Source organism: Pseudoxanthomonas jiangsuensis, from assembly GCF_010093185.1.
GTDB classification, from domain to species: domain Bacteria; phylum Pseudomonadota; class Gammaproteobacteria; order Xanthomonadales; family Xanthomonadaceae; genus Pseudoxanthomonas; species Pseudoxanthomonas jiangsuensis.
Genome location: NZ_PDWL01000004.1, coordinates 134,056 through 146,838, shown reverse-complemented (window position 1 = coordinate 146,838; position 12,783 = coordinate 134,056). Strand labels below are relative to the sequence as shown.

Below are 12,783 nucleotides of genomic sequence, written 5' to 3'. Positions count from 1 at the left end.
GCCCATAAAAAAACTCCCTCCCCGCTGGGCATCGGGGAGGGAGTCTATGGTCGTACGGTTATCGGGGTCTGATCAGATCAGCGGAGCCGGGGTCGCCGGCAGCGCGACCGGGGCCGGCTTCTTCTTGGCGGCCTTCTTCGCGGTCTTCTTGGCAGCCGGCTTCTTCGCGGCCTTCTTGGCGGCCGGCTTCTTGGCGGCGGACTTCTTGGCAACCTTCTTGGCGGCCTTCTTCGCAGCCGGCTTCTTGGCGGCGGACTTCTTGGCGACCTTCTTCGCAGCCTTCTTGACGGCCTTCTTCGCGGTCTTCTTGGCGGCGGACTTCTTGGCGACCTTCTTGGCGGCCTTCTTCACGGTCTTCTTGGCCGCGGCCTTCTTGGCGACCTTCTTCACCGCCTTCTTGGCGGCGGACTTCTTGGCGACCTTCTTCACCGCCTTCTTGGCGGCGGCCTTCTTGGCGACCTTCTTCACCGCCTTCTTGGCGGCGGGTTTCTTCTTGGCGACAGCTTTCTTGACAGCCATGGGTGTAGCTCCTCGTCAGTGGATTGGAGATGGGTAACGCCCAGTCGCGAAAACCCGCGGCGGCGTCCGCCGGGGGGAGTCCGTCGGCGCGGTACGCACGTCGATACGGATACGGAAACACCCGCGCATTGCGTTGGCGCGGGTGACGGATCGGGGGTTCGCTGCTTTTTTCGGAGGGAAGCGGGCCTGATCCACCGGCTGAAGGTTCATGGTGGATGCCCGGGTTGTGCTTCGCGTTGTGGTGTTGATTCGACTCACTCGCTTCGGCAGGCAGCGTCTGCTGGGCGAAACCTAATCACGGTTTTTTTTACTGTCAACACCCGCGCGGATTTTTTTTCCGCCGCGTTCACCGCGCCATCGCGCCCGCATGCCGCTACGCGCGCCGGCGCGGCGGCGCCGGCGAATGCCAGGCGCATCGACGCGTTTCATTCGGATGCGGAAAACAAGTGTTTTTTTCCTCGCGCGTATCGGCACGGCCTGCGGACGAGCGCGCCGCGACCGCGCAGGACGCACTTCGGAACGCCGCTCCGGACGGCCGCGGAAGGACGAAAAAAAAATCCCGCGGCGGCGTCCGTTTCGCGTCGCACAAGCCGATTTGCGCAGAACTGCGCGAGCCGGCGCGGCGCTTTTCGCCGCGTCGGGATGGTCGCGCGACGACGATGGTCGTGCCTGCGCCACTCCCGACGTCACGCGGCGACCACGCAGCGAGTGGCGGGATGGCGCGAAGAGGAAGGACGCCGACGCCGCAAACGCAGACGCCCGCCGGAGGGCGGGCGTCGTGCGCTCGTGCGGACCTGCCGGGCGGCGTCGCCGCCGGCGGCGCGCGTCAGTCTTCGCCTTCGATCAGCTCGGCGTAGTCGTCCGGCGACAGCAGCTCGGCCAGCTGGTCGGCGTCGCCGCCCTCCAGCACGAACAGCCAGCCCTCGCCGTAGGCGTCCTCGTTGATGGTCTCCGGCTTGTCGGCCAGGGCCGCGTTGACCTCCACCACCGTGCCGCTGACCGGGGCGTAGACGTCGGACGCGGCCTTGACCGATTCCACCACCGCCACCGCGTTGCCGGCCTCGACGCTGTCGCCGACGTTGGGAAGCTCGACGTAGACCAGGTCGCCCAGCAGGCCCTGGGCATGGTCGGAAATACCCACGGTGATGCGGCCGTTGCCTTCGACACGGGCCCATTCGTGGGACTTGAGGAACTTGAGGTCGCCGGGGATCTCGCTCATGAGGGATTGCTCCGGTCACGCACTGGTCGGGAAGGGGCGCCAGTTTAACGAGGAGTCCGTGGCGCGGGAAACCATCCGCCGCCGGCGCGGTGCCCGGCGGCGGGAACGGCCGCGCCTCAGCCGAGCACGCCGGCCTGGGCTTGGCCTTCGCGCACGAACGGGAACTTCACCACCCGCACCGGCACTTCGCGGCCGCGGATGTCGACGCGCACCTGGCCCGGTTCGCCGGCCGGCACCCGCGCGAACGCGATCGCCTTGCCCAGGGTCGGCGAGAACGTGCCGGACAGGATCTCGCCCTCGCCCTGCGCGGTCAGCACTTTCTGGCCGTGGCGGAGCACGCCCTTCTCGTCCATTACCAGGCCCAGCAGCTGGCGCGGCACGCCGGCGGCCTGCTGCGCCTCCAGCGCGGCGCGGCCGATGAACTCGCGCGGGTGTCCGTCGGTCTGGTCGAGGGCGACCGTCCAGGCCAGCGCCGCTTCCCATGGCGTGGTCGACTCGTCCATGTCCTGGCCGTACAGGTTCATGCCGGCCTCCAGGCGCAGGGTATCGCGCGCACCCAGGCCGGCCGGCTTCACCCCGGCCTCCAGCAAGGCGTTCCAGAACGCCACCGCATCGCTCTCCGGCAGGACGATCTCGAAGCCGTCCTCGCCGGTGTAGCCGGTGCGGGCCAGGAACAGCGGCACGCCGGCCGTCGACTCGGCCTCGAGCGCGGCGAAGCGGCCGAGCTTGGCGGCGGCGGCGCGGTCGGATTCGCGCAGCAGGCCGGTCACCTTCTCCCGCGCCTGCGGCCCCTGCACCGCGACCATGGCGAAGTCGGGGCGCTCGACGACCTGCACGTCGAAGGCGGCGGCCTGCGCTTCGATCCAGGCCAGGTCCTTGTCGCGGGTGGCGGCGTTGACCACCAGGCGGAAGAAGGCCTCGTCCAGGTAGTAGACGATCAGGTCGTCGATCACCCCGCCGCGCTCGTCGAGCATGCACGAGTACAGGGCCTTGCCCGGGACCTTGAGCTTGTCCACCGAGTTGGCCAGCAGCCGACGCAGGAACTCGCGCACGCGCTCGCCGCGCAGGTCGACCACGGTCATGTGGCTGACGTCGAACATGCCGGCCTCGCGCCGGACCAGGTGGTGCTCGTCGAGCTGGGAGCCGTAATGGATCGGCATGTCCCAGCCGCCGAAGTCGACCATCTTGGCGCCGAGCGCGCGGTGGCTGTCGTTGAGCACGGTCTTGCGGATCATGGCGGTCTCGCGGTCGGGAAGGCGGCCATTATCCCAGACTCCTTTCAGCCGCAACGATCCCCCGTGCGCGCCGCGCCCTCCGGGAGCCGGTTACCGGCTCAGGCTTCCTGCACCTTCAGCGTCATCCCGTCCACCGCGATCACGCGCACCGGCGTGCCGGCCGGCAGGTCCGGGCCTTCCACCACCCAGAACGCGTCGCCCAGCTTGATCCGCCCGCGACCGCCGCTGATCGCCTGGTCCAGGAGCGCGACCGCGCCGATGTTCTGCTCGGCGCGACGGTTGAGCAGCGGCCGGTCGCTCTGGCGCGCGGCTTTGCGGAACCAGCGGCGGTATATCTGGATCGAGACGAAGCTCAGGACCACGAACGCGGCCACCTGCGCCAGCACCGGAATATCCACCGGCACCAGCAGCACCACCAGGAACACCGCCGCGGCGGCGAAACCCATCCACAGCAGGAAGGCGCCCGGCGCCAGGGTCTCGGCCGCGATCAGCAACAGGGCCACCACCGCCCACCCCATCACGTCCCAGCGCATGGCTCAGCCCCCCAGCCGCGGCGGCTGCCCGGGGCGGCGCGCGGCGGTGGCCTGCTGCTGGCCCGCCAGCGCCTCCTTGGCCAGCTCGGCGATGCCGGCGATCGAGCCGATCACCCCGCTGGCCTCCATCGGCATCAGCACGAACTTCTGGTTCGGCGCGGTGGCCAGCTCCTTGAACGCCTCCACGTACTTCTGGGCGATGAAGTAGTTGATCGCCTGCACGTCGCCCTGGGCGATCGCCTGCGAGACCATCGTGGTCGCCCTGGCCTCCGCCTCGGCCAGGCGCTCGCGCGCCTCGGCGTCGCGGAACGCGGCCTCCTTGCGGCCCTCGGCCTCCAGCACCGCGGCCTGCTTCTCGCCGTCGGCGCGCAGGATCTCGGACTGGCGCAGGCCCTCGGCCTCGAGGATCTGCGCGCGCTTCTCGCGCTCGGCCTTCATCTGCCGGGCCATCGAGTCGACCAGGTCGCGCGGCGGCTGGATGTCGCGGATCTCGATCCGGGTGACCTTCAGGCCCCATGGGTTGGTCGCATGGTCGACCACGTTCAGCAGCTGGGCGTTGATGGTCTCGCGCTGGCTCAGCGACTCGTCCAGGTCCATCGAGCCGATCACGGTGCGGATGTTGGTCTGGACCAGGGCGATCATCGCCACCTCCAGGTTGGACACCTCGTAGGCGGCCTTGGCCGCGTCCAGCACCTGGAAGAACACCACGCCGTCGACCTTGACCACCGCGTTGTCCTTGGTGATCACCTCCTGGCTGGGCACGTCCAGCACCTGCTCCATCATGTTCACCTTGCGGCCGACGCCGTAGATGATCGGGATCAGGAAGTGCAGGCCCGGGTCCAGGGTGTGGGTGTACTTGCCGAAGCGCTCCACCGTCCACTCGTAGCCCTGCGGCACCATCCGCACGGTCTTGAACAGCACGATCACGCCGGCCACCAGCAGCACCAGTGCAAGCAAGCTCGAAGGGAACATCCCCGTCCTCCCTGGCCTTCATGGCCGTCCCAAGTCGGTTCCAGTATAGGCACTGGCGGCGGCGGGAACCGCGGCGCCGGCGCGCGGTCGCATCGGCATCGCCCGCCGGCTGCGACCCTTTCTCCGGCCGCGGCATCCACATCCGCATATGACCACCCCGCTCCTGCCCGATTCCACCGGCCTGCTCGCTCCCGCCAGCTGCCTGGCGTTCGCCCCGGCGAGCGCGGCCGCGGACACGCGCGAGGGCCCGGCCGCGCCGCGCTCGGGCTTCGCCATCGACGTGCCCGAGGCCCTGCTCGGCCGGGCCCGGCGCGGCGAGGCGGCGGCGTTCGAGCAGCTCTACCGCTGGTTCGAACGGCCGGTGTTCACCCTGGCCCTGCGCCTGTGCGGCGACCGCGAGGAAGCCAGCGAGGCGCTGCAGGAAACCATGCTCAAGCTGCTGCGGCGGGTCGGCGAATACCGCGGCCAGGGACCGTTCTGGGGCTGGCTGCGGCAGATCGCGATCAACGAGGCCCTGCTGCGCCTGCGCCGCGGCAAGCGCATGGACGAAGTCCTGCCGCTGGACGGGCACGACCCCGAGGACGGGGCCGCGCCGCCGCCGGCCGCGGCCGACGCCGCCCTGATGCAGCGCGCCCTGCTGGCCCTGCCGGCGGCCACCCGCAGCGTGCTCTGGCTGTACCACGCCGAAGGCTATACCCACGAGGAGATCGGCGAGCTGATGCAACGCACCCCGAGCTTCTCCAAGTCGCAGCTGTCGCGCGGCACCCGCCGCCTGCGCGCCCTGCTCCAGGTCGAGGAGGACTGACATGGATCCCCGCCCCCACACCCATGCGCCCGCCGACTGGCACCACGCCTTCGCGGCCCTGCCGCTGGAATCGCCACCGGGCGACGGCTGGCAAAGGCTGGCCACGTCGCTGCCGACGCCGGCGCGCGGGCGCCCCCACCCGCCGCTGTGGCTGGCCGCCGCCGCCGTGACCTGCCTGGCCGCTGCTCCCGCCTGGCTGCTTTTGCGCCCCGCCGCCGTGCCGCTTGTCTCGCCGGTCGCCGGCACCCCGGCGACAGCCACCGCGCTGCCCGATACCTCGGCCCCCACCGCGCCGCGGGAAGTCGCGACGACCAACACGGTGCCATCCGCCGGCGACGTCGCCGACATCGCGTCGCCGCCCGCCGCCCGCACGCACCGGGCTCCGCCCCGCGCCGGCGCCGGCGACGCTGAGATCGCCCGCCTGCACGCCGAGTCGGCGCGCCTGGAAGCGTTGCTGGCCGAACTCTCGCAAGCCGCCGGCGGCGACGCCGTGCAGCTGACCCTGGCCTCGGAACTGCACGCCCGGGTCGAGGCGATCGACGCCGACCTGTCCACCGGCGTCCGCGACCCGGGCATCCGCGAAGGCCTGTGGCAGCAGCGCGTCGATGCGCTGCGCCAGCTCGCCACCCTGGCCGCCGACCAGCGCTGGGACGCGCTGTACGGCGAGCGCGACAGCGGCTACGCCCTGGTCCAGGTCTATTGATCCCGCCTTCCACATATAGATAGATGGAGAGAACCGCCATGATCCACGCGCCCACCCTGCTGCGAAGCTTCGCCCCGCTGGTCCTGGCCCTGGCCGCCGCCCTCGCCCTGCCCGCGCATGCCGAGCCGGCGCAGGCGAAGACGCAGGCCGACGAGGCACGCGCCCAGGCCGACCTGGCCAAGGCACGCGCCGAACTGGCCGACGCCGCGCGCCGCGTCGCCGAACTCTCGCGCGGGCTGGCCGAGGAAGACCGCCACCTGCAGGCCCTGCGGATCGGCGGCGGCGAGGCCGGCACGCCGCGCCTGGGCGTGCTGCTGGGCGTGGACGAACAGTCCGGCGTGCGCATCGTCGGCGTCACCCCCGGCGGCGGCGCCGACAAGGCCGGGCTGAAGGCCGGCGACCGCCTTCTGCGGATCCGCGGCCAGGCCATCGCCGGCGGCACCGGCGAGGCGCGCGTGGCCAGCGCGCGCGAGGCGCTGGCCAGGCTCGAGGCCGGCTCGCCGGTGCCGCTGACCTACCAGCGCGACGGCCGCCAGCACGAAGTGGCGGTGGCCCCCACCGCGACCCAGCGCATGGTCTTCACCCGCAGCCTGAACCGCACGGGCGGCGATGACGGCATCGCCGCCCTCGACATCCTCGACAGCGAGGACCTGGCCCAGTTGCGCGAACTCGGCCCGCGGCTGCGCGGCGAAGTGCTGCGCCTGACCCGTCCCGGCGCCTGCGAGGGCGACGCCTGCACCGCCCCCCTGCTGGCCGAGGCCCTGCGCTGGGACGGCCTCAACCTGCTGGCGCTGGAGCCGCAGCTGGGCCGCTACTTCGGCACCGAGCGCGGCGTGCTGGTGCTGGCCCAGGGCAGCCTGCCCAGCCTGCAGGCAGGCGACGTGATCCAGTCGATCGAAGGAAAGCCGGTGGCCACCCCACGCGAGGCGATGCAGGCGATGGGCGGCAAGAAGCCCGGCGAACAGGTGCGGGTCGCAGTGCTGCGCGACCGCAGCCCGCGCGAACTGCAGGTCGCGGTACCGGCGCGGATGCGTTCGCTGGACTTCATCCCGGCGCCGCCGGCGCCACCGGCACCGCCTGCGCCTCCCAGGGCGCCGGTGCCGCCAGCCCCGCCCGCGGCACCTTCGCCGCCCAGCGTCGCCCTGCTCTGAGCCCCAGGATTCCATGCGCCGGATCCACCGGCCTTTCCCTCCCCCCGCACGATGCGGGGGGCTTTGTTTGTGCCCTCAGCGCGCCGGCTCCACCCATTGCGCGAACACCGCGTCGATCTCCGCGTCCGGCACGGCGCGGCCTTCCTCGACCTCGCCAGCCTGGGTGAACAGCGGGATAATCATCGCCATGCCGTCCACCGGCGTCTTCAGGTGCAGGCCCGGCGGCTGGTCCAGGAAACGCTCCCAGCGCGCCCGCACCCGCGCCCAGTACCCCGCGGTCGCCTGCCAGTAGCGGCGGGCCGGCGCGAAGTCCACGTCGGTGTCGCGGCTGTAGTCGTTGAAGCCGAACTCGCGCGCGATCTCCCGCATGCCGCCGTCGGCGCCGCGCAGGACCTTGGTGTTGAACTGCTCGTGGGTCCAGCCGCCCGGGGTGAGCGTGTGCCGGTTGACCACCGCCAGTGCGTTGTAGTCGCTGCGCCGGGTGTACTCGCGGCGCGGCAAGGGCCGCCAGGACAGGTCGCTGGTCCAGGTGGCCACGTCGTTGTCGTAGCTCCAGCGGCCGGTGCCGCAATAGCGCGGCGCGTCGCTGACCTCGTACACGCACTGGGTCCAGGCCCCGCGGGTCAGCGCCGCCGGCACCGCGCGCACGCTCCAGGTCTGGTCGGCGCTGAACTCGAAGCGCCGCGCCGCCTCCCAGGTCCAGTCCTGGCGCCAGTGCTTGGTGACGTGGCCGCTCTTCGGTTCCACCAGCAGGTGCTGCAGCACGATCCGGCCGGGCGCGTCCTCGACCACGATCACCACCTCGTCGCCGCCGCTGCGCATCGCCGGCGCGCGCTCGTAGCCGGGCTTGAGCAGCACCGTCTCGTCGAAGGCGAAATCGACCAGGTACTCGCCCTGCATCGCCAGGATGCTCTGGCGGTCGCGTGCCGGCGGCTCGGCGGCGGACACGGCCGCGGCCGGCAGCGCCGTCAGCAGGAAAAGGGCGGCGGCACTGCGCGTACGGGACAAGGCGGACATGGGACTCGCGGCGGCTGGAAACGGGAGAAGGGCGCCATCCCTGGCGGTTCGAGGTCCTGCAGCTCAGAGCCTGACCAGCGGCACCTCGCTGCCGCCGGCCGGAGAAAAACCGATCGAGGCCGCCGCCGCGCGCGCGCAGCAGCAGTCGTCGAGCCTGACCTCGCCCTCGGCGCCTTCCTGGCGCGCGATCCGGCGCGCGGCCGCCGCGCCCAGCGCCGACACCGGCGCCGGGCTGGCGGCCAGGGCCGCGGCGCCTTCCCGCGGCAGCACGTGCAGGCGCAGGGCGCAGACTCGCCACCCCGCCCCGCCGAGGCGACCGGCGACCCGGCGCCACAGACGCTCGGCCACGCCGCCCTGCCCCGCGGCGTCGCCGTCGCAGGGCGGCAGCTGCGCGGCCAGCGTGTCCCAGGCCAGGAAGTCGCTGTCCGGGAGCAGGAACAGGCGCCAGCAGCACTGCCCGCGGCCGTCGAAGAACCGCAGGCTCTCGCACATGCCGTCGCTGTCGACGCCGACCTGGGACTGCGCGCGCACCGCCTGCATCCAGCCGGCCAGTTCGCCGCCCTGCTGGACCCGGTACATGCACAGCACGGTGCCCAGCTCGGCCAGCTGTCGGGCGCGCGGCAACAGCAGGCGGTCGCGGCGCGGCGCCGCGGCGATGGCATGCAGGGATCGTTGGCTGGCCATCCTGGGAATCCTCGAGGAAGGAATCGGACGGGCCGTGGCCCGCGCCGGAAACGTCCAGGGACGATGCGCGCCGCACCCGGCGGCGTGGTGCGCAGGCCCGCATCGCCGCGCCGTCGGCGGGACACCCGGTGCGGGGGAGAGAGAGACGCCCCGGGGACCCGCCGGCGGACGGCGGTTACTTGGTCAGGATCAGCTTGTCGTTGCTGGTGTGGCGCAGGCGATAGACCTTGTCGCCATGGCGGATCAGGGTCTCGCGGCGGCCCTTGAGCAGGGTCTCGCTGCTGAGCACGTCCTCGTGCTCCTCGTGCGCGGCCGGGGCGGCGGCGCGGGTGGACTGGGCATGCGGCGGCAGGGTCAGGCGGTGCACGTTCACGGTCGGGCTCCGGTCGGTAGGTGGGCGGACCCCGTTATTGATAATTATTCGCATTCGCGTGTCAAGCGGTCGCCGATCAGCGGGTCGCGGCCACCTCCAGCCGCGCCCAGACCGGGTCGTCATAGCGCCGGGCCAGTTCCAGCGCCTGCAGGTTCTCGCGCAGCTGCTCCACCCCGCTGGCGCCCAGGATCACGCTGCTCACGTGCGGGTTGCGCAGGCACCAGGCGATCGCCAGCGGCGCCGGCTTCTCGCCCAGCTCGGCGGCGGCCTCGACGAAGCGCTGCGCCCGCTCCAGCCGGCGCTCGCCGCCTTCGCCCAGCACCAGCCTCTGCAGCCAGGTCGCGTCGGGCTGGGCCAGCCGGCCCTCGCGGGCCACGCCGCCGGCGTACTTGCCGGTCAGCAGGCCGGAAGCCAGCGGCGACCAGGTGGTCAGGCCCAGGCCCAGTTCCGGGTACAGCGGCGCGTACTCCAGTTCCACCCGCTCGCGGTGCAGCAGGTTGTACTGCGGCTGCTCGACCACCGGTTGCGCCAGGTGGTGGCTGCGGGCGAAGCGCGCGGCCTCGCGGACCAGCGCCTCGGGCCATTCGGAGGTGCCCCAGTACAGGACCTTGCCCTGCCGCACAAGCAGGTCCATCGCCGCCACCGTCTCCTCCAGCGGCGTGTCCGGATCGGGGCGGTGGCAGTAGTACAGGTCGAGATAGTCCACCCGCAGCCGCCGCAGGGCCGCGTGGCAGGCATCGACCACGTGCTTGCGCGACAGCCCGCGCTGGGTCGGCCGCGGGTCCTCGGCGGCGCCGAAGAACACCTTGCTGGACACGCAGTAGCCATCGCGCGGCAGACCCAGGTCGGCGATCGCATCGCCCATCACCCGCTCGGCCTCGCCGTGGGCGTAGGCCTCGGCGTTGTCGAAGAAGGTGATGCCGTGGCCCCAGGCGGTGGCGATCAGCTCGCGCGCCTCGGTACGGCCGACCTGGCGGCCGAAGGTCATCCAGGCGCCGAACGCGAGCGCGGACAGTTGCAGGCCGGTGCTGCCGAGACGGCGGTACTGCATGGCGGGGATCTCCGGGTCGCGAGCGCGCAGTGTAAGCCGCGTGCGCCGCCTGGCCGAACCGTTCAGCCAGGCCACGCGGGACGCTTCACACCCCGACCTGCTACGCTTTCGCGAATCCTTAACATCGCTGGGAAACCCATGATCGAGGCACTCGGGCGCATCGGCTTCGGCCTGTTCGGACTGGCCGTGCTGATCGGCATCGTCTGGCTGTTCTCGAACAACAAGCGCGCGGTGGACTGGAAGCTGGTGGGTACCGGCGTGTTCCTGCAGATCGTGTTCGCCGCGCTGGTACTGCTGGTGCCGGGCGGGCGCGAGGTGTTCGACTGGCTCAGCCACGGCTTCGTCCGCATCCTGGGCTTCGTCAACGAAGGCTCGAACTTCATCTTCGGCAGCCTGATGGACGTGCCGCGGTTCGGCTTCATCTTCGCCTTCCAGGTGCTGCCGACCATCATCTTCTTCTCGGCGCTGATGGGCGTGCTCTACCACCTGGGGGCGATGCAGGCGGTGGTGCGGGCGATGGCCTGGGCGATCACCAAGGTCATGCGCGTGTCCGGCGCCGAGACCACCAGCGTCTGCGCCAGCGTGTTCATCGGCCAGACCGAGGCGCCGCTGACGGTGCGCCCGTACATCGCGAAGATGACCCAGTCCGAGCTGCTGACGATGATGATCGGCGGCATGGCCCACATCGCCGGCGGCGTGCTGGCCGCCTACGTCGGCATGCTCGGCGGCGGCGATCCGGAGCAGCAGGTGTTCTACGCCAAGCACCTGCTGGCGGCGAGCATCATGGCCGCGCCGGCGACCCTGGTGATCGCCAAGATCCTGGTCCCGGAGACCGGCGAGCCGCTGACCCGCGGCACGGTGAAGATGGAGGTGGAGAAGACCACCGCCAACATCATCGACGCCGCCGCCGCCGGCGCCGGCGACGGCCTGCGCCTGGCCCTGAACATCGGCGCGATGCTGCTGGCCTTCATCGCCCTGATCGCTTTGGTCAACGCACCGCTGACCTGGCTGGGCGAGGTCACCGGGATTGCCGCGGCGATCGGCAAGCCGACCAGCCTGGCGACGATCTTCGGCTACCTGCTGGCGCCGATCGCCTGGGTGATCGGCACCCCGTGGGCGGACGCGACCACGGTCGGCTCGCTGATCGGGCAGAAGGTGGTGATCAACGAGTTCGTCGCCTACACCGAGCTGGCCAAGGTGGTGAACGGCCAGGTCCCCGGGCAGGTACTGAGCCAGGAGGGCGCGCTGATCGCGACCTATGCGCTGTGCGGCTTCGCCAACTTCAGCTCGATCGCGATCCAGATCGGCGGCATCGGCGGCCTGGCCCCGGAGCGGCGCCAGGACCTGGCCCGCTTCGGCCTGCGCGCGGTGCTGGGCGGCTCGGTCGCCACCTTCATGACCGCCACCATCGCCGGGGTGCTCTCGCACTTCGGCTGAGCCGCCGGCGTCCACGATCCGTCCGGGCGGGCCTGCGCGGCCCGCCGTTTCCGTTTTCCCGTTGTCGTTCCATTCCAGTAGCAGAGGTCCCATGAATCCGGTCATCGTCGTCGGCTCCTTCAACGTCGATCACGTCTGGCGCTGCGCCGAGCTGCCCGCCGTCGGCGCCACCATCGCCGGCCAGTACGCCACCGGTCCCGGCGGCAAGGGCTTCAACCAGGCCGTGGCCGCGGCCCGCGCCGGTGCGCCGACGGCCTTCGTCTGCGCCCTGGGCGACGATCCCGGCGGCGCCCTCGCGCGCGGCCTGGCCGCGGCCGACGGCATCGACCTGCGCGCCGAGGCCAGCGACCAGCCCACCGGCACCGCCGGCATCTACGTCGATGCGCGCGGCCTCAACAGCATCGTGATCGGGGCCGGCGCCAACGGCACGCTCAGCGCCGCCCACGTCGCCGCCGACCCGGCGCTGTTCGCCGGCGCCGGCGTGGTCCTGGCCCAGCTGGAGTCGCCGGTGGAGGCGATCGAGGCCGCGCTGACCGCCGGGCGCGAGGCCGGCGCCACCACCCTGCTCAACCCGGCGCCGGCCAACGCCAGCACCAGCATCGGCCTGCTGCGCCTGGCCGACCTGATCAGCCCGAACGAGACCGAGTTCGCCGCCCTGCTGGTGCGCCACGTCGGCGAGCGGCTGGAGCCGGACGCGGTCGCCGCGCTGGACGGCGCCAGCCTGCACGGCCTGTGCCGCAAACTGCTGCCGCACGGCACGGTGGTGGTGACCCTGGGCTCGGTGGGGGTGTTCGTGTCGCATGCCGACGAGCAGACCCGCGGCGATGCCCAGGCCTATTACCGGATCGGCGCCGAGAGCGTGGCCGCCAGCGACACGACCGGCGCCGGCGACGCCTTCAACGGCGCCCTGGCCGCCGCACTGGCGCGCGCGCCGCAGGAGCCGTTCGTCGCCCACGTGCGCTACGCCAACCGCTTCGCCGCGCTGTCCACCGAGCGCCCCGGCGCGGCCGCGGCGATGCCGCGGCATGCCGAGGTGCTGGAGCGCTTCCCGGGCTGAGCCGGACCGGCGTTCCCGAGCCTAAGA

The 12,783-nt window shown here is 71.9% G+C and carries 14 protein-coding genes; 5 read left to right on the top strand and 9 right to left on the bottom strand.

Going from position 1 to position 12,783, the window contains the following annotated elements:
- Positions 1–72 precede the first annotated feature (72 nt).
- From CSC62_RS04230 to CSC62_RS04210, 5 genes are all read right to left on the bottom strand, one after another.
- On the bottom strand, positions 73–519 hold the full coding sequence (locus tag CSC62_RS04230) for a histone (RefSeq protein WP_162404921.1): 447 nt from the start codon (positions 517–519) through the stop codon (positions 73–75).
- An 826-nt stretch (positions 520–1,345) separates the two neighbouring features.
- Positions 1,346–1,738 (bottom strand): glycine cleavage system protein GcvH, encoded by a 393-nt coding sequence (gene gcvH / locus CSC62_RS04225; protein ID WP_162404920.1) that lies wholly within the window; start codon positions 1,736–1,738, stop codon positions 1,346–1,348.
- Between the two features lie 116 nt (positions 1,739–1,854).
- Positions 1,855–2,973: a glycine cleavage system aminomethyltransferase GcvT gene (gene gcvT / locus CSC62_RS04220; protein WP_162404919.1), complete on the bottom strand. Its 1,119-nt coding sequence runs from the start codon at positions 2,971–2,973 to the stop codon at positions 1,855–1,857.
- A 98-nt stretch (positions 2,974–3,071) separates the two neighbouring features.
- Positions 3,072–3,506: an NfeD family protein gene (locus CSC62_RS04215; protein WP_162404918.1), complete on the bottom strand. Its 435-nt coding sequence runs from the start codon at positions 3,504–3,506 to the stop codon at positions 3,072–3,074.
- A gap of 3 nt (positions 3,507–3,509) precedes the next feature.
- Positions 3,510–4,478 (bottom strand): SPFH domain-containing protein, encoded by a 969-nt coding sequence (locus tag CSC62_RS04210; protein WP_162404917.1) that lies wholly within the window; start codon positions 4,476–4,478, stop codon positions 3,510–3,512.
- 148 nt (positions 4,479–4,626) lie between these two features.
- On the opposite strand from CSC62_RS04210, the gene CSC62_RS04205 reads away from it, so the two are divergent.
- The 3 genes from CSC62_RS04205 to CSC62_RS04195 are packed head-to-tail and all read left to right on the top strand — an operon-like array spanning position 4,627 to position 7,137.
- Entirely contained in the window at positions 4,627–5,283 is a 657-nt protein-coding gene (locus tag CSC62_RS04205) for an RNA polymerase sigma factor (RefSeq protein ID WP_162404916.1), read from the top strand.
- 1 nt (position 5,284) lies between these two features.
- Positions 5,285–5,986, top strand: a complete 702-nt coding sequence (locus CSC62_RS04200) for a hypothetical protein (protein WP_162404915.1) — start codon at positions 5,285–5,287, stop codon at positions 5,984–5,986.
- A gap of 38 nt (positions 5,987–6,024) precedes the next feature.
- Positions 6,025–7,137: a PDZ domain-containing protein gene (locus CSC62_RS04195; RefSeq protein ID WP_162404914.1), complete on the top strand. Its 1,113-nt coding sequence runs from the start codon at positions 6,025–6,027 to the stop codon at positions 7,135–7,137.
- 75 nt (positions 7,138–7,212) lie between these two features.
- Here the strand turns inward: CSC62_RS04195 and CSC62_RS04190 are convergent, their stop codons facing one another.
- From CSC62_RS04190 to CSC62_RS04175, 4 genes are all read right to left on the bottom strand, one after another.
- Complete coding sequence (locus CSC62_RS04190; protein ID WP_162404913.1) at positions 7,213–8,154, bottom strand: DUF6607 family protein; 942 nt, start codon at positions 8,152–8,154, stop codon at positions 7,213–7,215.
- Positions 8,155–8,217: 63 nt separating this feature from the next.
- A complete protein-coding gene (locus CSC62_RS04185; protein ID WP_162404912.1) occupies positions 8,218–8,838 on the bottom strand; it encodes a Hemin transport protein in 621 nt (206 codons plus the stop codon).
- A gap of 175 nt (positions 8,839–9,013) precedes the next feature.
- Positions 9,014–9,190: a hemin uptake protein HemP gene (hemP, locus tag CSC62_RS18230; protein WP_425501989.1), complete on the bottom strand. Its 177-nt coding sequence runs from the start codon at positions 9,188–9,190 to the stop codon at positions 9,014–9,016.
- A 97-nt stretch (positions 9,191–9,287) separates the two neighbouring features.
- Complete coding sequence (locus tag CSC62_RS04175; protein ID WP_162404910.1) at positions 9,288–10,262, bottom strand: aldo/keto reductase; 975 nt, start codon at positions 10,260–10,262, stop codon at positions 9,288–9,290.
- Between the two features lie 138 nt (positions 10,263–10,400).
- Here CSC62_RS04175 and CSC62_RS04170 point away from each other — a divergent pair, with 138 nt between their 5' ends.
- The gene (locus CSC62_RS04170; protein WP_162404909.1) at positions 10,401–11,699 is read left to right on the top strand and encodes a NupC/NupG family nucleoside CNT transporter; all 1,299 of its coding nucleotides are present in this window, start codon (positions 10,401–10,403) and stop codon (positions 11,697–11,699) included.
- Positions 11,700–11,790: 91 nt separating this feature from the next.
- On the top strand, positions 11,791–12,756 hold the full coding sequence (locus CSC62_RS04165) for a ribokinase (protein WP_162404908.1): 966 nt from the start codon (positions 11,791–11,793) through the stop codon (positions 12,754–12,756).
- Positions 12,757–12,783: the final 27 nt, after the last annotated feature.